The following is a 21,211-nucleotide window of genomic DNA, read 5'->3' as shown; positions in this document are numbered from 1 at the left end:
TAGGTATATGAAGACTATATTTTCATGTTTTTTAGTTTGTTTTTTTAGTGTTTTTTCTTGTTTTGCTTTAGATGATTTAACTACTCAGTCTGTTTTGGTTACAAACTATGATGGTAATCCTGTAGCTCTTTTTAAAGAGTCTGATGATAGTGGCTTAGCATATTTGCAATATGATAATGCTAGTAAATCATGGACGGGAAACTGGGTCAGTTTGGGTGGAGCTTTAAATAGTGGTTTTGTCAAAAGTTTATCAGCTGTTAAGAATGCAACAGGTGTACTTAGAGGTGTTATAGCTTCAGATAATAGTGGTAATATAGCTATTTACGCCTACAATAGTGGATTAAATACTTGGCAGGTGATGTCGCATTTAAGTTCTATTCGTGGCACAAATAATATTGTTTTTGTTAAAGGACTTTCTTTTGATAAAAATAGTTTTGGTGTAGTGGTTGTAAATGAAGCTGTTCCAAACTATACGCTAAATTTCTATAAAGCTAGCTATAATGAAAGTGCCCAAAACTCATTGACTATAGAAGATAAGACTAAGCAGGAATTTAAGTTAAGAGGTGTTGAAGCAAAAAGTGATATACAGCAAATTTATCCTATATATAATAAGTCTAAACTTGAAGGTGTAATAGTTACCTCTAATACTTCTGTAACAGCAAGCTATGTTCACTATTGTGATTACTCTTTAAGTACACGAGATCGATGTGAACGAGTTGCTAGATACAATAGTCCAATAGAGGCAGCAGAAATTGTTTATGCTGGAGATAATGATATAGATGGTTTTATTGTGAAAGCAGGTACAGGTGCACATTTTTTACCTTATAGTCGAGGAGAGCTAGATGGTAGGCATCAAGAGTTAATTACTCTTTCTGCTTGGGATACTGTTGATGATATTCATTCAGTAACATCGAAAGATGGTGAAACAATAGGTGTAGTAGCTGTTTTTATGAATGGACTTGTAAAATACCTTCCGCATAGTAGTGGTTGGAAAAACCATATTTGGAAAATTCTTCGTAATGCTAGTGCTGAGGATTATATTAAGCAATCTCTAGAGTTCGATGATCATGATGGTAAGCATTACTTATTTATAGGTGATGCAACAGGAAGAGTCGAGTATTTGGTGAATGATGATAGTTTTAAGGCAACTTCATGGCAACTAATTGCTGATAATGAAGGGGTTATTACTAAGTTTGTACCTTTTTTAACGGCTAATGGAGACTTGGAGTCTGTAGAATCTTTATTTTTGAATCCTTTTTCTTCAGCTAAGATTGAAATTCAATCATAGTTATTTTAATAACATCAGTTAGTAAAATAAAATTTGCCGATAGCTGTTATTATTGTTAGAATATCCTCGGAAAATTTAATTGTCCAACTTGATAAAATAATAAAAACAACAAAATAATAAAAAGGAAGTGAAACAATGTCTAGAATATCATCTTTACAAGACCCGTTCTTGAATGCTCTAAGAAAAGAGAAAGTAAGCGTATCTGTATACCTAGTTAATGGTATTAAACTACAAGGTCAAGTAGAAGCGTTTGATCAATTTTGTATCGTACTCAGAAATACTGTAAACCAAATGGTTTATAAGCATGCTATTTCTACTATCGTACCTGCTAAAAGCGTAAGAATGGTTTACAGCTCATTCAACCCATATCACCAAAATCAAAACGAAGATAGTTCTGATAATGTTGATGAAGTTCATTCTGATGAACTTGAGTCTCAAGAAAATGTTGGAAATACTGCTGAATAATAAAATACATCTAAAAATGGTCATTCCCACGCAGGTGGGAATCTCTTATCTTAAAGATACTCGCTTTCGCGAGCATTACAGTAGATTTGTAACTTGTGTTTGTAAATCTATTTATCCTAAAGAGAAAGTTCTATCTCGGAGTAATATTAATTAATGGAATTTTTCGAATCTTATGATGCAGGTAGCAAATGCCTGCTTGTAAATATAAACTTTAAGTATCATCGTGGTTTAAATGCTGATTTAGCTGAGCTAGAAGGTTTAGTTTCTGCTGCAGATAAAGAAGTATTAGAAAGTTTAAGCTTTAACCATCCAGAGCCTGAAATAAAGTACTTATGTGGTATGGGCAAAATGGAAATGATAAAAAACAAACGCGATGAGTTGGATGCTGATGTAGTTGTTTTTAACCACCCATTAAGCCCATCTCAAGAGAGAAATATTGAAAAATTTCTTGAGTGTAAAATCATGGATAGAACTAGGCTTATTCTTGAAATATTTTCATTAAGGGCTAAAACTCATGAAGGTAAGCTACAAGTAGAACTAGCCCAGCTAAACTATCAGTCAACAAGACTAGTAAAAGGCTGGACTCACTTAGAGAGACAAAAAGGTGGTATCGGTGTAAGAGGTGGTCCTGGTGAAACACAGCTTGAGATAGATAGGCGACTTATTCGTCAACGAATCAAACAGATAACTCAAAAGCTTGAGAAAGTTAAACACCACAGGCATTTAAGTAGATCATCTCGCCGTAAGAACAATATCCCAACAATCTCTTTTGTAGGCTATACTAATGCTGGTAAATCGACATTATTTAATAAAATATCTAATGCTAATGTGCTAGCTAAAGATCAGCTTTTTGCAACTTTAGATCCAACATTACGAAATGTGAATGTACCAAAGCTTGGCGAGGTTATATTTTCAGATACTGTAGGGTTTATTAAAAACTTACCTCATGATTTAGTAGAGGCTTTTCATGCAACACTAGAAGAAGCTATTGAATCTGATTTATTGGTGCATGTAATTGATTATGCTGATGATGATTATAAAAGCTATATTGAGCAAGTTGAGAAAGTACTTACTGAGATTGGTATTGGCGATAAGCCTATGGTTTGTGTTTATAACAAAATTGATAAAATAAAAAATGTTGGCCCAAGTTTTATCAAGATAAATGAACCAGAAGATAATATTGTAGCGAGAGTCTATTTATCTGCTGAAACAGGTAATGGAGTTGGTAGATTTTATGAAAGTTTAGCGACTTATTTTAACTCTACTTGGATCAGCAAAACACTAGAGCTACCTCCAAAGTATTCAAAAATTAGATCTAAAATGTATGAGCTTGGAGTAGTTGAAAAAGAGGGCGTTTCTGAAAAAGGTAACTACCTTTTAGATATAATAATTTCTGAAGATGATTTTGAAAGGTTTAATCGAGAATTTGATTTAAACCTTGAAGATTTTTTTGTGTAGGATAAACAATAAATTCTTTATATTATTTCTTTTTAGCTCTTGGGTGAGCATTGTCAAATACATTAGCTAATTGCTGGAAGTTTAAATGAGTATATATTTGTGTGCTTGAGATATCAGCATGACCAAGTAGATCTTTCACTGCTAATAAATCTTTTGAAGAATCTAAAACATGACTAGCAAAAGAGTGCCTAAGCATATGTGGGTGAATATGTTTAGAAGCATATTTTTTAGCAAATATCTCCAAGCGTTTTTGGATGGATCTGTTTGTTAGATGAGTTCCATTTTGAGATATAAACAAGTAGTTTGATTGAGGATTAAAAGAGTCACGAATCTTTAACCATCTTTGTAAGCTATCAGAAGTTTTATTGCCGAAGTATGCGATTCTTTCTTTGTTGCCTTTGCCTGTAACTCTAATGCTTTGTTGCGAGTGATTTATGTCTTTAAGCTGTATAGCTGAGAGTTCACTTAATCGGATACCACAACTATAGAGCAAATCAAAACTAGCTATATCACGAGCTTCTATATCGGTACTAGGTGTTATGTCTAGTAGGAATGCTAGCTCATTGGTGTTTATAGCCTTAGGAAGCTTCTTAGAGCTTTTAGGAGCTTTTATATTTGCTGCAGGATTTAGTGTGGTAACCTCACTATTTATCATGAAATTAAAAAAGCTTCTAATTGTGCTAAGTTTTCGCTGTAGTGTTTTAGCTGATGAGCCTTTCGAATGTTCTTTTTTTATCCAAAGTTGAATGTCTTGGCTTGAAATGCTAACAATATCTTTACCTTCAATAGACTTGTCAAGCTGCTCTAAATCTCGTTTATAACTTGTTATAGTTTTATCGGAGTATTTTTTATGGTAGAGGAGGTTATCTAAGAATTTATCAATGTAATCAATATTTGCCATAAGGGTTATGCTATCACACACGAAAGGACTATTATTCCTGAAAGTATTGATATTATCCAAAGGACTTTGTAGCTAGATATTTTATAGTTAAATGATTCACCTAAAGAGTTCATTCTAAATGCCATTAGACCTGGCATAATCATTAGTAATACCGCTATCGACAAGCCTACACAAGTCATTGCATAGATGAAGATGTTTGGATCCATTTGGTTGATTATAAGCGGTATAGCAAATGTTAAAATGGCAGCAATAGAATAGCCAGTTATAGTTTTAAGTTTGTGTAATTTATATGTATCCATATTGAAGTGAAATAGTGATAGATTTACACTTAAGAAAGAAGTCATAATAGCTACATAAGTAAATATATGTAATACAGCATCTGTTACGGGAGTATGTATTTTGTTTCCTATAGTAGTTAAGATGTTGTCTATATTTGCTTTGCCCACTGGAATGTGGTCAAAGATTGAGCCCATAAAACTTACAGGACCATGTAATGGTAGTACGCCTAATATAGTCACTACCCAGATTATATAAAGAATTAAAGGTATTACACTACCAATAATTATAGCTTTTTTCATATCACGAGCATTTTTATTAAGATAATCAGAAAGTGCTGGTACAATGATGTGAGATGTAAAAGATGTAGTAAAAACAGGAATTGAAATTAATAATGATGCACCAAGATCTACAGGTGAAACCAAAAGATTTGCAGACTCGATGTATCTGTTAAAAACCACACATAAAATGACTAGTATTATGATTTTCAGTGAGATGAAAAACCTATTTGCATAATCAACGAATCTTGTACCAAGAACTACAATACTACCAAATATCAAAACGAAAAGGATTGACGAGTATTTTTCACTAATACTTGGGAAATCAACAGACATTGAAGATGCCGCTGCAGAGATATAGGCTGTACTTATAAAGTACATCAATAATAAAAACGCTATAGTTGCCACTATACCACCAGCTTTACCAAGATATTTTTCAGCAATGCTTTTAAAGCTAGAACCATAGGGCATACTACATGAGATATCAGATATTATAATAGCTGTATATGTCATAATTGACCATATAACTATAATCAAAAATGAACCGAGCAAAAAACCTAGTTTAGCTGTGATTATTGGTAAGGCAAGAATACCAGCACCAATCATTGTGCCGACTATTATCATTATGCAGCCTAAAACTTTAATAAAGCTATTTTCGGTGTTTTGCATATTTAAAGAACCTTTAGATTAATGTGACTGCTCTTGGCTCTGGTTAGCTTTTTTTTGCATGTAAATAGCATCAAAATTTATTGGAGCTAAGTTCAGTGGCAAAAATCCACCTTTCATTATAGAGGAGTCTATTACTCTTTTAGCATAAGGAAATAGTGTATTTGCACAGTATGTATTAAGTACTGATTCAATTTGGGCTTCTTCCATACCTGCTATTGTAAAAATACCTGCTTGAGTCACTTCAACTATATATACATTAGTTTCATTATTTTTAGTTGTGATAGTTATTGTTAGATCAAGTTCAAAATTTTCTTCATCCATTTTTTTTGTGTTTATGTCGATATTAAATTCAGATGCTGGGTTCCACTCATCTTTGAAAGATGCTGGAGAGTTAATAGACTCAAAAGATACATCTTTTGTATAAACTTTTTGAATTAAGAATGATGGTTGATTGTCTGTAGATTCCATTAGTGACTACCTTATTTAAGTATTTTGAAAATTATATTTGTAAGATTATAGCAAATTGAGGAGCTTTATATAACTAGCCAAGAGAAATTTATCCTAAATCTCTAATTATAAATTATCTTAGTTTACAGGTCTTAATGATTCTGAGAATGATGCTTTCATTATTTCTTCTGTAGCTTTCTTGAAGTTTGCTTGAGTTATACCTAATTTTTTAAGAGGCACTGAGCTTATACTTTTCACATTAAAAGAATCAACTTTCCAGCGTTGAGAAATATCAAAATAAGTCTCTTTGTATTTTGTATATCGGAATATTCCAATTTCACCTTTTTTAGAATTGTTTGAATATTTACCACAATATATCACCATCATAAGATCATTCTTTTTATTTAATAGTGCCTTACCTTCCATATCTTCTTTTTTACATTGGTTCATCAGCTTGGCTATTGAGTAGCTCATAAATTTATTTAGATCAAGATTTTTTTGGTATTTACCGTAGATAGCATTGATTGTATATTTTTCATTCCAATCTTTAAAAGTTTGTCCTGTTGGGATTTGTGTGGTAGAAAACACGGGGCCTTTTTGATCGTTTTTTGCATTACCTATTAGTCCACTTTTAAACCATGTTGGGTAAGGATATATAACCGTTGCATCAAAAATGTTGATTGATTGAAATTCAACCTGTCCTTTTTTCATTCCCATAAAGTCTTTAGGAGCTGGATATGAAGTTAGAATAAAATAAGAGGTTAGAGCAAAGACTAGACAAAAGCTAACTGCAAGTAATATTTTTTTTCATATTCAAGTTTATAATATATAAATTATTTTAAGTATAAAGTGATTAAAAAAGTAAGTCTACATAAGGTGTTTTAATTCATTAAGTAAATTCAATGCATCTATAGGTGTTAGATTGTTGATGTCAATTTCGCTAAGTTTATCTTTTAGAGGATTTGGTTTTTGACTAGTTTCGGTTTCTTCAAATAAAAGTGTAGTTTGAGGAGAGTTAGCTTCGATTATGGAAGATTTATTCTCAAGATTATGTAGATTTTTCTTAGCAGATTTTAAAACATCGCTAGGGATACCTGCTAGCTTAGCAACCTGTATACCATATGATTTCTTAGCAGCACCTTCTATAGCTTTGTGCATAAAGTAAATATCATCTTTATACTCTTTTGCTTCAAAATGGATATTTTTGATGTTTGGGTATTTAGCAGTAAGTTCGGTAAGCTCAAAGTAGTGTGTTGCAAAAAGTGTAAATGCACCAATTTTGGCAAATTTTTCAGCACAAGCTTGAGCTAATGAAAGACCATCAAAAGTACTAGTTCCTCGACCAATTTCATCCATAATTACTAAAGATTTATTTGTCGCACTATTGAGGATATAAGCAGTTTCTGTCATCTCGACCATAAATGTCGAACGCCCACTTGATATATCGTCAGATGCACCTATACGAGTATAAATGCTATCTATATCACAAATGCTAGCTGTAGTTGCTGGAACAAATGAGCCAATATGAGCAAGGAAAATAAGCTGAGCAACTTGTCGCATATATGTAGACTTACCACCCATATTTGGTCCTGTAATTATCTCTAAGCTATGACTATCTTTACTTAGGCTAGTATCGTTCGGGATAAATGGCTCATCGATGTTTTGCTCAATTGCTAAGTGTCGAACCTCTTTGAGCTCTAGTTTGTTTGAAGCATTAAAGTTTGGCTTGGTTAGGTTAAGTTTTATAGCTCTTTCAGCAAAGTTTGCTAGTACATCAACCTTAGCAATGCTTTCAGCTGTTTCTTGAATCTGAGTGTAGTAGTTAAGAATATTTTGTAATAGTGCATCATAAACTAGTTTTTCACGCGCTAAAGCTTTTTCTTTTGATGTGAGTATCTTAGCTTCAAACTCTTTAAGCTCTTCTGTAATATATCTCTCATTTCCTTTTAGAGTTTGGCGGCGGATATAATCACTTGGGACTTGCTCAGCGTATTGTTTAGACATCTCTATATAGTAGCCATGAACTCTGTTGTAGCCAACTTTTAGATTGTTTATGCCAGTTTTTTGTTTTTGTTGTTTCTCAAACTCTAGTAGAAATTCATAAGAATTATCTTTGATAGACTTTAACTCATCAAGCTCTGTGTCGAAACCAGCTTTTATAACGCCACCATCTCGTATAGTTACAGGAGGGTTATCAATTATTGCTTTATTTAGAAGTTCTGTTAAATCATCTAAGTTATGGATTTTATTATTAAGTTCACCAAGTTCTTTTGAGTCTATTTGAGTGAGTTGCTCTTTTAAATTAGGGAGTTGCGTAAGTGAGCTTTCAAGTGATACTAAATCTTTTGGTTTTACTGTACCTAAAGCTACACGAGAAATTATTCGTTCAATATCATTTATATAACTAAGAGTTTCTTGGGTTTTTTGGAATGTATGAGCTTTTGTGAAAGCATTAATTATTGCATGGCGAGTAGATATTTTATCAAGGTTCTTCGTTGGTGATTTAAAATATCTTCTTAATAGTCTACTACCTAAACTAGTCTTGCATTTATCAATGATATTTATAAGACTAGCTTTTGAGTTGCTATCAATCTCAAGATTTGTTCTGCTGTTATGGTCTAAATTTAAAATACTTTCATTATCACTCGACTCTATAGCTGTTATGTGAGAGGGTAATTGCTTAAGAGTATAGGCAAGGTAGGCTATAATAGAACCAATTACAGTTATCTGGTCTGGTTTGTATTTTTCTAAGGTAGATTTAGCAAGAGTTATGTCAAGACTGTTGTTTATGTGTTTTTTAGCCTCAAAATTACTGTAATACCATTCTTCAAGATAACTTATAGTAGTTTCAAACGATTTATCTTGAGATAAGTCTTGGCTGTTAGTGACTATTTCTTTTGGATTGAGTTTTGCTATTTCGTTTTTTAGTTCTGTTGTATTTGTTAGAGTTTTATATAAAAAAATCTTGCCTTGAGTATAGCTCGTATAAGCTAAGTGGTATTTATTATTTTTAACAAAGATACTAAGTAATATACTGTCTTCTTTTGTGCTTAAAAAAGCCTCTTCAGATACTGTTGCTGGTGTGATAATGCGAGTTACACCTCTTTCAACTGGTCCTTTTGAGGTTGCAGGGTTGCCTATTTGTTCACAGATAGCGATTGAGAGGCCTTTTTTGACCATTTTAGCAATATAGTTTTCTGCTGCATGATAAGGTACACCTGCCATAGGGATAGGTTCACCATTTGATTTACCCCTGGCGGTCAACGTTATTTCGAGTATTTCGGCAGCTTTAATAGCATCATCAAAGAAAAGTTCATAAAAATCACCCATACGATAGAAAAGCATAATGTCTGGGTATTGAGCTTTTATCTTTAAGAATTGCTGAATCATAGGTGTATGGGACGAAATATCTTTCATTTATAGTTTTATGGGTGTTTACTTGTATAGCAATATTATAACTGAAGTTACGGGCTAAACATAAATTTTGAATCTGATTTATATTGGGATTGATGTAAGATCTTGATTGCTCAAATTACTAATTGATAAAACTAATCTTCTGCTGTAAACTTTTGTAGTCAAAAATTAAAAAATATCTCTAGGAGAGAAAATGAAAAAAATACTACTATCATTATCAGCAATCGTTCTTTTAACAACTAATTCTTTTGCGGCAGAAGCTGCTCCGTCAGCAGGTGGAAGCCCGATGAGCTCTATCTTAATGCTTGTGGTTTTCTTTGCTATATTTTGGTTTTTACTTATCAGACCACAACAAAAGAAAAACAAAGAATTGCGTAAAATGTTATCAGAGCTTTCAAAAGGTGATGAAGTTGTAACAAATGGTGGCATGATTGGTAAAATAGCTAAAATAGATGAGTCTTTTGTAGACTTAGAAATTTCTGAAGGTGTAACTATCAAAGTACAAAGAAATGCAGTAGCAAACATCTTACCTAAAGGTGCAACAAAAGCATAATCTCAAAATATGGTCTAACAAGTAGATCTTTTTCTTTCAATAAAGGAATTCTCAATGAGTTTTAATAAAAATCTTCCTATTAATCAGTTTCCATTATGGAAAAATATATTAATAGTATTTATTTTAGCATTAGCATTGTTCTATGCTATCCCAAATCTTTTTGGTAAAAGCCCAGCACTACAAATATCTCCTAAAGATGGTAATGTTTCACAGCAGACTCTTTCTAAGATTGAAACGACTCTTGTTAAAGATCATATAGCTTACCAGAAAGCACAATTATCAGATAACAAATCTAATATATCTATAATATTTGCTGATGTTGAAGATCAGCTAAAAGCAAAGAAAGCTATTAAAGAAAATCTAGGTGACAGCTTTGTAGTTGCAATGAATATGTTATCAAATGCTCCAGCATGGATGACAGCTTTAGGCGCAAATCCAATGAACTTGGGTCTTGATTTGCGTGGTGGTATGTATCTTATGCTTGAAGCTGATACAAACTCAGCAATAGATGCTCAACTTGATAATACTTTAGGCACAGTTTTAAGTGCTGCTAAAGATGCAAATATAAGCATAGAAAACTCTACAAAAGCAGAAGACAAAAGTAAGATTAAAGCACCACAAAAGTATCAAGATTCCAACTTTGTATCTGTAACAACTACAAGTTCAGAAGATTCAGCAAAGCTTATAAGTTATTTAAATGGCGAGTTTAAGAAAACTCAAGATGCAAATATAATATACTCGACAGAGGGTAATACTGTATTTATAACATACAATAGTCCTAAAATGCTTCAGTTAGAGCAAGGAGCTATTTCTCAAGTTGTAACAGTTATGCGTAATCGTATTAATGCTTTAGGTGTAGCTGAAGCATCAGTTGCTCAAGCAGGTGCAAACCGTGTGGTTATTGAGATACCAGGTATGCAAGATGCTACACAAGCTAAGCAAATTTTAGGTGGAACATCTACTGCTAGCTTTTATATGGTTAATCCTGTTACGGATAGATTAGCCACAGAAGAGCAAGGTTATAAGGTTTATTCTTTAGACAATGGTCGAGGCTATCAAAGTTACTATAGCTTAAAAGGTGCTGCTGTTGCTGGTGGAGCTGATATTATTGGAGCTAGTCCATCAGTTGATCATCAAACAGGTACTCCTATAGTAGCGGTAGAGCTAAGTAGAAGTGCAGCTACTAACTTTAGAAAAGTAACAAGTAAAAACATTGGTAACCCAATGGGTGTAATGCTTGTAAATACTACTTATGAAAAAGTTAAAGACAAAGATGGTAAAGAGCATAATGTTGTAAGCAAAGTTGAGAAGCTTATTAATGTAGCAACAGTTCAATCTGCTTTAGGGTCTCATTTTCAAATTACGGGCTTAAGCCAAAAAGAAGCAAATAACCTTGCATTGATGATAAAATCAGGAGCTTTACAAGTACCGGTGCATATTGTCCAAGAGCAACAAATAGGTCCAAGTCTTGGTAAAGATAATATCGATAAAGGTATGCTATCTATAGCTTTAGGCCTAGTAGCAATAATAGTTTTCATTCTTGCTTACTATAGAGTTTTTGGTGTGATTGCAAATGTTGCACTAGTTATGAACTTGCTTTTGATTGTCGCAGTGATGTCTATAATTCCAGGTGCAACTCTTACACTACCAGGTATAGCAGGTATTGTACTTAACCTAGGTATGTCGATAGATGGTAATGTACTTATTTTTGAGCGTATTCGTGAGGAGATAAGAGCAGGGATGCCTCGTCAAAGTGCTATCCATGTAGGTTACGAAAAAGCATTTGCAACTATTGTTGATTCGAACATAACTACACTTATAGTGGCTGTGATTTTATTCTTTGTGGGTAGTGGTGCTGTTAAAGGTTTCGCTATTACACTAATGATAGGTATCGTAACTTCAATGTTTACAGCTGTTACAGTATCACGAGCTATGACAAACTTTGTTTATGGCAAGAAAAAGAAATTAGAAAAAATTTCTATAGGAATATAAGCAATGGAATTCTTTAAACAAAAAACACAGATAGACTTTTTAGGAATTAAAAAATACACAACTATTTTATCTGTTGTTATGATAATAATATCACTATTTTTTATCTTTACTAAGGGTTTAAATCTTGGTCTTGATTTTACTGGTGGTTATCAGGTTCAGATTCATACATCACAAGCTGTTGATTCAGATGTTTTAGCTGACAAGCTTGAAAAGATTGGTTTTAAACACACAGATATTACAACTTTTGGTGAAAATAATAATTATCTAATCAAGTTTGCACCGGATGAAGTAAATGCAAAGGCAGAAAACTTAGATGAAGCTCAGCAATTGCTTCATAAAGATGTTGAGCAAACATTAAAAGCTCAAGTTCAAAGTGTAGATTATATAGGTCCACAAGTAGGTAAAGAATTAGCTAGTAATGGTATTTTAGCAATAATTATTGCCCTTGTTTGTATACTTATATACATCTCTGCAAGATTTGAAATGAAGTTTGGTATAAGCGCTTGTTTAGCATTACTTCATGATCCAATTGTTATACTTGGTGTATTTGCTGCATTTCAACTTGAGTTTAATTTGACTGTATTAGCAGCTGTACTTGCTGTTATAGGTTATTCACTTAATGATACTGTTGTAATTTATGATAGAGTTCGTGAAAACTTCCGTAAAATGCGTAAAGCGAGTGTAACAGAAGTGGTAAACAGAGGTATAAACGATACTCTTTCAAGAACTATACTAACATCAGGCTTAACAATGCTTGTAGTTGTTGTATTATTCTTCTTTGGTGGTAGTTCTGTACATAACTTCTCATTAGCTTTAATACTGGGTATTATCGTTGGTACATACTCTTCTATATATGTTGCTGGTGTTGTGGCTGTTGTTTTAGGTCTAAACAGAGAGTCTCTTCTTCCTAAACAAATCCCTACAGATGATACGCCTATCCTTTGATTTGAGTTATTTTTGAATGACTTTTTCTGAATAAAAAATATTGAAAATTTTCTTTCAAGTACTGATAGAGCTTACTTAAAGTTTAGATAGACTAGATTATTAGCCAAATTAATCAAATAACTTAATAATTATTAATGAAATTTGTATGTAAACTAAGTTATAATAACTCCATAAAATATATAGGAAAGTTAAATGAAAAAAATTATTTTAAGTGTGACTGTATCTTTATTGGCACTTTCACAAATTTTTGCAATGTCTAGTGATAAAGTTTCTAAGCCAGCAATAGAAAATACTGAAGATGCTAAGTCAATGGCAGAAACCACCAAAGACCCACATCAATTAGTTGATATATACGCATCAGATAATGAAACATCTGAAAAGCAAGGTTCTATAGCTTATGTGGATCGTGATAAGTTTAATATAATTTTCTGTAAAGAAAATGCATGGTGTGAAGTAGTTGACAATCGAAATGGTAATACTGGTTGGATAAACCTAGAAAAACTTAAAGAGTCTCAGCAGAAGTACAATCAAGTAATGCAAAAAAATGCTAATATAGATAGATTAGTTCAATATGTTGGCTTGCAAGATAAGAAAATAGTACAACTGCAACAAATGATTATGCAAATGCAGAAAGAATTTTCGGTAGTGTTACAACAACAGCAAGCACAGATTAATAGCTTAAAGCAGTCAGCATACTATTAAACGTAAAGGAAATATATGGCTAAAAAGAGCTATCTACCAGCCACTAAATCTAAAACCCTACCAGTCGTTTCCGATGATAACTTAAGTTCATATCTGAATTTTGTTAATAGCTTACCAATGTTATCCTTAGAAGAAGAACAAGAGTTAGCAAATAAGTATAAGCATAAAAAAGATCTTGAAGCTGCACAAAAACTTGTGTTAGCACACCTAAGATTTGTTACAAAAATAGCAAGAAACTTTTCTGGATATGGTCTTTCAGCTGCTGATCTTATTCAAGAGGGTAATATTGGCCTTATGAAAGCAGTAAGTAAATTTGATCCTGATCAAGGTGTAAGGTTAGTGTCTTTTGCCGTACATTGGATAAAAGCAGAAATGCATGACTTTGTACTTAAAAACTGGAAGATTGTAAAAGTAGCAACAACCAAATCACAAAGAAAGCTATTCTTTAATTTACGCAGTAGTAAAAAAAGCTCTAACTGGTTAACACATGATGAAATAAAACAGATAGCTAAAGAACTAGATGTAAAAGAAGAAACCGTTGTTGAGATGGAAAAAAGGATGTGTCAAGGAGATGCAAGCCTTGATTTACCATATACAGATGATGAGGGTGGAGAATCTAGTGCTCAAAGTCTTTACCTAGAAGATAAAAGCTCAAACATAGAGCATCAAGTTGTACAGCAAGATTATTATGATAATTTTAAAAGTGTTATAAAAGATGTATTAGCAGGGTTTGATAATCGTACAAAAGATATAATTATGTCTCGCTATATGTTAGAAAGAAAAGCTACTTTACATGATTTAGCTGCGAAATATAAAATTTCAGCCGAAAGAGTCCGACAGATAGAAGAAGAAGCTTTAGGCAAAATGAAGAAAGCTGTCAAAAACCGAGGTTAATATCTCAATGTGCATTGTGCATCTCTAGATTAATCTTATCAACTAGTTTTTTTACCTTTAGATCTTCGCTTCTACGGGGCATACTAATATCAACATTCACCTGTGATGTAATATGGCCAGGGTTATTGCCAAGTACAATAACTCTATCTGCCATTAAAACAGCTTCTTCGATATTGTGGGTTACAAGCACAATAGCTTTAGTGGATGTTTTTTTTGTTAACCATAAGTTTATTACATCATCTCTAAGTTTTTTTGCTGTTATGATATCTAAAGATGAAAAAGGTTCATCTAAAAATAATACTTCAGGTTCAATCATAAGAGCTCTAGCAAAACCAACTCGTTGTTTCATGCCACCGGATAATTCGCTAGTGTATAGATCTTCAAAGCCATTTAAGCCTATATCTTTAATTATTTCTAAAGCTTTTGGAGTACTTTTTGCTCTTGATATACCAAGAGCATCTGTGCCAAATAAAATATTTTCTAAGACATTTAACCATGGTAATAAAGCAAAGTTTTGAAAAACCATACCTGTATTTTCAATTGGTTTTATTACAGGATAAGTCTTATAAAATAATTTCCCTGAAGATGGCTTAATTAAGCCACTTAAAACTCTAAGCAAACTAGATTTTCCTGCGCCAGATTTTCCAACTATAGCTATTATTTCGTTTTCTTTTATGCTGATGCTTACATCATTAAGAACTTGTAGATAATTTTTCTTATCTTTTTTAAAGTTTAATGAGAGGTTAAAGCCACTAATTATTTGTTGATTAATTATTTTTTCCATTGTTCTATTCCTTCTATTTTAAATCAAAGTTTGATAACTAACTGTTTGTATTTTCTTAACTACATTTGTATTTTGTTTCTGCTAGCTTATATAAAGGTCTCCATATAAAGATGACACAAAGTGCCACTAAACTACAAAGTGCTACTACTGCTAGAGCTGCTTGATGAATCTGATTATTTGAGGTTGTTGTTGAAACAAGAGCACCGATACCATCAACTTTTATAGTTTCAGAGCCCCAGATTACAACTTCAGCAGCAATTGCTGAGTTCCATGCTCCTCCCGCAGCACTTATTATTCCACAAACGATATATGGGAATACGGCAGGAATTGCAAATTTATACCACCATTTCAAACCTTTTAACTGAAAGGATTTTGTCATTTCAACTATTTCTGTAGGTAGACTTGATACTCCAGCAATAACATTAAACAATACATACCAAGAAGTTCCTGTCATTATTAATGGGATAGTCCATATATTTAATGATCCACCACTAGTAAGTAATAAAATTGCTACTATAGGGAAAAAAATTGGTTGGGGTATTGCAGCACAAACTTGAATTATAGGTTGAATCTTTTTTGTTCGGTTTGCAGATAAACCAATCCAAATGCCTAAAGGTGTGCATATAAGCACACTTAAAACCATTGCTATTGCAACTCTTAAAGTAGTTTCAAACATTAATGGTATTAGATATGTCATATCACCATTAGGGAAAAAGTTCCATAATGCATTGCCGACCCATAAGCATAATACTGTTATACATATGTACCAAATATAACATGTGATTTTTTTAAGATTATGACTTACTGTAAAGTTTATTGAGATGTTTAATAGTGATCTTATAGATGATGCTCCATTGATTGACCAAAACTTTAAGGAGCTAATAAGAGGAGTGAATAATGAAACTAGCCTAGACTTTTTATATGATCTATATAACCAAGGATTGCTAGAACTTCTAGTTTTAATAGATTCGTATTTGAATTTTTCTGACCACTTAATTAAAGGTCTAAAGAATATTTGATCAAATAGAATAATATTGATTATTATTGCTAATAAAGCATATAAGATAGCGATAATGTTTGAGCTTTCTAAAGCTGTGGCAATATAAGAACCTACTCCCGGTAAATTTATGTTGTTTGTTGCAACGGGAATAGCCTCACTTGCAGTTATAGCAAACCATGCGGCAGATTGAGAAACCATAATGTTCCAAAGCATTCCGGGTGTCGAATAAGGTAATTCAATTTTCCAAAATTTTTGCCAAGCATTAAGGTTAAAAGCATCGGCTAAATCAACAAGCTCGGTAGGAACTATTCTAATAGTTTGATAAAGAACTAAAGCCATATTCCATGCTTGTGATGTGAATATTCCAAAAATAGCAGCACTTTCTAACCCCATTAATGAATGAGGGAATAAAAATAAGAAAAAAGCAGTTGTGAATGTTAGAAAGCCTAGTAGTGGTGCGGATTCTAGGAAGTTTATGATTGGTAGACATACTCTTGCAAAGTGCTTATTTTTTGCACAAGCATATCCTGCAATTAGTGCAAAAATAAATGAAAATATCATCCCGATGACTAAACGCATTGTTGTTCGGAGCATATAGTAAGGTAGGTTGCTGGGATCTAATGATATTTTTGCTACAGATGATGAGTCTATAAAACTAAGATGCATTTCATGCCATGCGTATGCTGTTAATAAAATTAAAGCAGTAGCGATTGAAAATATAATAATATCTGATTTGTTTATAATAAAATTCTTATTTTGAGCTTGATTAATAATCATGCTTATACTCCTTTTTAAAGAGGTTTATCTGATGTGATATGGTTTTACTTTGAATAGTTAAAGATTTTGATCTATAGTTTTATCTAGGCACAGAAAAGCGCTCTTAATAAAAGTTAAGTCAATAATTATTTCAAAGTATTTTGGATGCTAAATTGATGTACAACTAGGAGGTTGTAGAGAATGATTTATTATCATTTGATTCTCTCCTTACAGAAATTCTGAGAACTTCTAAGGTAGTATTGAATTTTGATAGGAATAGTATATTGTTATTTTCGTTTGTCAACAGTTTTGCTAAATAAAAGTTAAGATATAAAACTCTCTTTTTGGTCTTAGTTTAGATAAGCATGTTTTTTTATAAATTTATTGTCACCAAATATGTTAGTATAATTTGTATATTAGAAAATATGATTATAATGATATTTCGATGAATAATTTTATACCTAAATTTGCTCTTCCTATATCTAAACAAGTGTATTTAGATGGTTCAAAAAGTATAGCTAATAGAGTACTAATAATTGCTGCAATGGCAAAAGGCGAAGTTAAACTTAGTAACTTACCAAATAGTGCAGATGTGTTAGCTTGTGTACAAGCCTTAAAAAAGCTTGGTTGTAAGCTTGAGCATGACAGGCAAGCAAAGTCGCTGATTATACAGGGTTGTGATGGGGTGTTTCCAAACTCTCAAGCTGAAATTTTCTGCAATGAATCTGGAACTTTGACTCGTTTTATAATACCAATGTGTGCTACTCAAGATAATGCTAGCTATCATGTGAAAGCAACAACCAGAATGATGGATAGGCCATTAGCAGACCTTCTAGTACCACTTGAATCTTTAGGTATGAAAGCCTCATACTATACGAAAAATCACTCGATGCCACTTACTATAAACGCAAATTCACTTGCTGGTGGTACGGTAAGTGTAGATGGTAAAAAAAGTTCACAGTTTGCTTCAGGGCTACTAATGGCAGCACCATATATGCAAGATGGCTTGAAGCTAAAATCAATAACAAACCATAAGCAACCATACCTTGAAATGACAGCAAAGGTTATGGCAGAGTTTGGTGTGCAGGTATGTATAGATGGTAATGATTATAGTACAGATAAAACGAGCTATGTATCTCCGCTTGAGTATGTCGTAGAGCCTGATGTTTCAACAGCATCATACTTTTGGGCATTAGCTGCAATTACAAATTCAAAAATTAAGGTTATGAATATAACCAAAAACTCTAAACAGGGCGATATCCGCTTTTTAGAGGTACTTGAGCAAATAGGTTGTTCTGTAAATTATTGTGATGATGGTGTTGAAGTTATCGGTACAGAAAATTTAAATGGTATAACTGTAAATATGCGTAATTTCTCAGATACCTTTATGACACTAGCAGCTATTGCTTGTTTTGCTGATAATGATACACATATATCTGGACTTACTCATACTAGAGGGCAAGAGTCAGACAGGGTATCTGCAATGTCAGAAGGGCTCACTAAGCTTGGTGTATATGTAGAAACTACTGAAGATACTCTACTTATTTCACCAGCTAGAAGTAACCTTAGATCAGCAGAAGTTGATAGCCACAACGATCACCGTATTGCTATGTCATTAGCACTACTAGGTTTAAAGCAAGAAGGTGTAATGATTACAAATGCACAAGCTGTTACGAAAACTTGCCCTGATTATTTTGAGCGTATGATAAAACTAGTAGACTGTGATGGAAGCTAAAGAGAAGATTATCTCAAGATATTTACATAATCGATGGTATAAAAAAGCCTTGGTTATTAGCTCAAATGAGCCAAAATATTTGACTAAGATACATTCTTTAAGTCTTGTATTTTGTAGTGGGTATTTAAAGCAAGCAAAGTCTATAGGGTGTAAGTTTGATGTATCATCATGGCCATTTGATCATAAGTTTTTTGATTTGATTGTCATTGATCATGCTTTTTTTGATGATAAGGATGATGCAAATATTTTTTTAAAACAACTTCACTTTTGTATGGCTGATGATGGCGATATAATAATTGCAGATACAAAAAACATTCGAGCTTATAATTTGGTATCAAGGTTTTTAGTTAATGGTTTTTTGAGTAAGAACCTTCAGTTGATAAATAAAAGTGATAGTATTGCGCTCAACCTTATGAAGAGATTAGTTAGTAAGAACTTTATTGCTGTATTCAAAAAAGATATATTTTTTAAGTTTGATGGTCTAGAGGCAAAAAAACTTATTGAGAGAAAAATTGTTTGTAAGAAAATATATAGCAATGCAAATATTAAACAGGTTAATAAAAAAATATGAAAAAAAGTATAGTTGCATATACTGATGGTGCTTGTAAAGGCAATCCAGGTATAGGTGGTTGGGGTGCGGTCTTGAGCTATGGAGATGTATCAAAAGAAATTTACGGTGCGGAAGAAGAAACTACCAATAATCGTATGGAGATAATGGCAGCTATAGCAACTTTGAGAGCATTAAAGAAAACTCATCCAATAAAGATATATACAGATTCAAAATATCTTCAAAATGGTATAAATCAATGGTTGAAAGGCTGGAAAGCAAATGGATGGAAAACAGCAGCTAAAAAGCCTGTGAAAAATCAAGATCTATGGCAAGAGTTAGATGAGCTTGTACAAAAAAATGATGTAACTTGGGCATGGGTAAAAGGGCACAGTGGTAATGCTGGTAATGACAAAGCAGATGAGTTGGCAAACAAAGCCATAATTGAGCTAATGGAGAGTAAAAATGAAAGATCTTAGCCATAAGAATATCCTCGTAATATACACAGGTGGTACCATTGGCATGGTAAGTACAGAGCAAGGTTATGATATTCAAGAGGGTTATTTAACTGGAGCTGTTAAAAATTTTATAACTTCGGCAAACTTCAATATGCCCAAGTTTGTTATAAAAGAATACAAAAACCTTATAGACTCATCAAATATCAAGCCTAAAAGCTGGTTCTCTATAGCTTCAGACATTATAGAAAACTATGAGCAGTATGATGGTTTTGTTATTTTACATGGTACAGATACTCTAGCATATACAGCTTCAGTATTATCATTTATGCTTAGTGAAATCCAAAAACCTGTAATAGTTACAGGTTCACAGATTCCACTTTCAAAGGTTAGATCTGATGGTGTTTCAAATATAATGAATAGCCTTATTTTTGCCTGTAGTGATTACATAAAAGAAGTTTGTGTGTATTTTAATCAAAAGCTTCGCCGTGGTAATCGGACAACGAAAGTTTCAGCTACTGATTTTGATGCTTTTATCTCTCCTAATTATCCGAGTCTTGCATATGTTGGTATTGACCTTGATCTTAAAAAAGAACGACTATGGTCACGTAAAAAAGCAAAGCAGTTACCAAAAATAGAGGCTCTAAGTATACCAAAAGTGGCTATTTTGACTATATTTCCAGGAATGGATAGTGATATTCTTGATGTTGTACTTAACCCCCCATTACAAGGTTTGATTCTTAAAACTTATGGGGCTGGTAATATTCCAAATGACCCAAATATACTTGAATCTTTAGCTAAGGCTAATGATAGAGGTGTTGTGATAGTTAGTTGTACACAGTGCTTGTATGGAACAGTAAGAATGGGTGCATATAAGGCTGGAAGTGGACTTGCTAAGGCTGGGGTTGTTTCAGGTCATGATATGACGGATGAAGCTGCTTTTGGCAAGCTTTTTTATCTTTTAAGTCAACCAAATATATCTCCACAAAAGGTGAAAGATGCTTTTAAGATTTCTTTGCAAGGAGAGGTTAGTTTATAGAATTTTAAATATTAATATGATTTTTAGGATAGTAGAGCTTTTTGATTAACTTTCTAATATTTTAATAGGAGCTTTATACTAATCAACTGGTTAATATTAAATAATTGAGTAAAAAAGGATATAAGAATGAATAACTCAGCAAATAGAATATCAATCGGATATGTAGCTGGTCTTGTTAGTGCGTGCGTGATACAGACTCTCAGAGTTATTATTTTTGATATAGATACTTTTCTGACAGATGATTTTAAATATAATCTGTATAGGCAGATGATTTGGGGAGGGGTATGGGCGACTTTATTTATTATCCCATTTTATAAAAATGTTATAGCTCGAGGTTTTATAATAGGTGTTATAGTTATTATGTTTAACTTTATGATTAAAATGCCTGTTGTAGGATTAGGTTTTTTTGGTGTAGATGCACCAATGATTAAGATATTAGCTAACATAAGTTTTAATATACCTTGGGGAATACTAGCTGGGATAATATATTATCTGCTGATGTTGCGTTCTAAACCTAAAATTTAGGTTTTGTCTTTTAGCTGATTTGTTTAAGGTGTCTTATTATTCTTAAGTTTTAAAAAAATATTCGTAAAAAAAAATGCTTGTGATAATA

20 protein-coding genes are annotated in these 21,211 nt (G+C 32.7%); 13 read left to right on the top strand and 7 right to left on the bottom strand.

Annotated elements, in window-relative coordinates; translation table 11 throughout:
• Positions 1-7: 7 nt before the first annotated feature.
• The 3 genes from CDH04_RS07400 (at position 8) to hflX (ending at position 3,211) form a co-directional block, all read left to right on the top strand.
• Complete coding sequence (locus tag CDH04_RS07400) at positions 8-1,288, top strand: hypothetical protein (protein ID WP_112870413.1); 1,281 nt, start codon at positions 8-10, stop codon at positions 1,286-1,288.
• 135 nt (positions 1,289-1,423) lie between these two features.
• Positions 1,424-1,753: an RNA chaperone Hfq gene (gene hfq, locus CDH04_RS07395; protein WP_112870412.1), complete on the top strand. Its 330-nt coding sequence runs from the start codon at positions 1,424-1,426 to the stop codon at positions 1,751-1,753.
• 153 nt (positions 1,754-1,906) lie between these two features.
• Positions 1,907-3,211, top strand: coding sequence for a ribosome rescue GTPase HflX (hflX, locus tag CDH04_RS07390; RefSeq protein ID WP_112870411.1), 1,305 nt, complete (start codon positions 1,907-1,909; stop codon positions 3,209-3,211).
• A 22-nt stretch (positions 3,212-3,233) separates the two neighbouring features.
• On the opposite strand, the gene CDH04_RS07385 is transcribed toward hflX, so the two are convergent.
• From CDH04_RS07385 to mutS, 5 genes are all read right to left on the bottom strand, one after another.
• A complete protein-coding gene (locus CDH04_RS07385; protein ID WP_112870410.1) occupies positions 3,234-4,112 on the bottom strand; it encodes a tyrosine recombinase XerC in 879 nt (292 codons plus the stop codon).
• Between the two features lie 5 nt (positions 4,113-4,117).
• Positions 4,118-5,335, bottom strand: coding sequence for an amino acid permease (locus tag CDH04_RS07380; protein ID WP_112870409.1), 1,218 nt, complete (start codon positions 5,333-5,335; stop codon positions 4,118-4,120).
• A gap of 18 nt (positions 5,336-5,353) precedes the next feature.
• Positions 5,354-5,803, bottom strand: a complete 450-nt coding sequence (secB, locus tag CDH04_RS07375) for a protein-export chaperone SecB (RefSeq protein WP_112870408.1) — start codon at positions 5,801-5,803, stop codon at positions 5,354-5,356.
• A gap of 117 nt (positions 5,804-5,920) precedes the next feature.
• Positions 5,921-6,499 carry a hypothetical protein gene (locus CDH04_RS07370; RefSeq protein ID WP_112870407.1) on the bottom strand — a complete coding sequence of 193 codons (579 nt, stop codon included), beginning with the start codon at positions 6,497-6,499 and terminating at the stop codon, positions 5,921-5,923.
• A gap of 150 nt (positions 6,500-6,649) precedes the next feature.
• Positions 6,650-9,199: a DNA mismatch repair protein MutS gene (gene mutS / locus CDH04_RS07365; RefSeq protein ID WP_112870406.1), complete on the bottom strand. Its 2,550-nt coding sequence runs from the start codon at positions 9,197-9,199 to the stop codon at positions 6,650-6,652.
• 190 nt (positions 9,200-9,389) lie between these two features.
• Between mutS and yajC the strand changes: the two genes are divergently transcribed.
• The 5 genes from yajC to rpoH all read left to right on the top strand — a co-directional run bounded on the left by yajC (position 9,390) and on the right by rpoH (position 14,282).
• Positions 9,390-9,749: a preprotein translocase subunit YajC gene (gene yajC, locus CDH04_RS07360; protein ID WP_112870405.1), complete on the top strand. Its 360-nt coding sequence runs from the start codon at positions 9,390-9,392 to the stop codon at positions 9,747-9,749.
• A 54-nt stretch (positions 9,750-9,803) separates the two neighbouring features.
• A complete protein-coding gene (gene secD / locus CDH04_RS07355) occupies positions 9,804-11,741 on the top strand; it encodes a protein translocase subunit SecD (protein ID WP_112870404.1) in 1,938 nt (645 codons plus the stop codon).
• A 3-nt stretch (positions 11,742-11,744) separates the two neighbouring features.
• Entirely contained in the window at positions 11,745-12,686 is a 942-nt protein-coding gene (gene secF / locus CDH04_RS07350) for a protein translocase subunit SecF (protein ID WP_112870403.1), read from the top strand.
• A 192-nt stretch (positions 12,687-12,878) separates the two neighbouring features.
• Positions 12,879-13,388: a hypothetical protein gene (locus tag CDH04_RS07345; protein WP_112870402.1), complete on the top strand. Its 510-nt coding sequence runs from the start codon at positions 12,879-12,881 to the stop codon at positions 13,386-13,388.
• 15 nt (positions 13,389-13,403) lie between these two features.
• On the top strand, positions 13,404-14,282 hold the full coding sequence (rpoH, locus tag CDH04_RS07340; protein WP_112870401.1) for an RNA polymerase sigma factor RpoH: 879 nt from the start codon (positions 13,404-13,406) through the stop codon (positions 14,280-14,282).
• A gap of 4 nt (positions 14,283-14,286) precedes the next feature.
• Here rpoH and CDH04_RS07335 read toward each other — a convergent pair whose 3' ends face one another.
• Positions 14,287-15,066, bottom strand: coding sequence for an ABC transporter ATP-binding protein (locus CDH04_RS07335; RefSeq protein ID WP_112870400.1), 780 nt, complete (start codon positions 15,064-15,066; stop codon positions 14,287-14,289).
• 55 nt (positions 15,067-15,121) lie between these two features.
• On the bottom strand, positions 15,122-16,843 hold the full coding sequence (locus tag CDH04_RS07330; protein ID WP_112870399.1) for an ABC transporter permease subunit: 1,722 nt from the start codon (positions 16,841-16,843) through the stop codon (positions 15,122-15,124).
• 424 nt (positions 16,844-17,267) lie between these two features.
• Here CDH04_RS07330 and aroA point away from each other — a divergent pair, with 424 nt between their 5' ends.
• The 5 genes from aroA (at position 17,268) to CDH04_RS07305 (ending at position 21,123) form a co-directional block, all read left to right on the top strand.
• A complete protein-coding gene (gene aroA, locus CDH04_RS07325) occupies positions 17,268-18,557 on the top strand; it encodes a 3-phosphoshikimate 1-carboxyvinyltransferase (RefSeq protein WP_112870398.1) in 1,290 nt (429 codons plus the stop codon).
• A complete protein-coding gene (locus CDH04_RS07320; protein WP_112870397.1) occupies positions 18,547-19,128 on the top strand; it encodes a class I SAM-dependent methyltransferase in 582 nt (193 codons plus the stop codon). The genes aroA and CDH04_RS07320 overlap by 11 nt, the downstream gene beginning before the upstream one ends.
• Positions 19,125-19,583: a ribonuclease HI gene (rnhA, locus tag CDH04_RS07315; protein ID WP_112870396.1), complete on the top strand. Its 459-nt coding sequence runs from the start codon at positions 19,125-19,127 to the stop codon at positions 19,581-19,583. The genes CDH04_RS07320 and rnhA overlap by 4 nt, the downstream gene beginning before the upstream one ends.
• Positions 19,570-20,598, top strand: coding sequence for an asparaginase (gene ansA / locus CDH04_RS07310; RefSeq protein WP_112870395.1), 1,029 nt, complete (start codon positions 19,570-19,572; stop codon positions 20,596-20,598). The genes rnhA and ansA overlap by 14 nt, the downstream gene beginning before the upstream one ends.
• 126 nt (positions 20,599-20,724) lie before the next feature.
• On the top strand, positions 20,725-21,123 hold the full coding sequence (locus CDH04_RS07305) for a membrane lipoprotein (protein WP_112870394.1): 399 nt from the start codon (positions 20,725-20,727) through the stop codon (positions 21,121-21,123).
• Positions 21,124-21,211: the final 88 nt, after the last annotated feature.

The sequence above is a fragment of the Francisella adeliensis genome (genome assembly GCF_003290445.1).
Taxonomy (GTDB): Bacteria; Pseudomonadota; Gammaproteobacteria; order Francisellales; family Francisellaceae; genus Francisella; species Francisella adeliensis.
The sequence above is the reverse complement of the archived record's forward strand: the minus strand, read 5'-3'. Positions and strand labels throughout refer to the sequence as shown.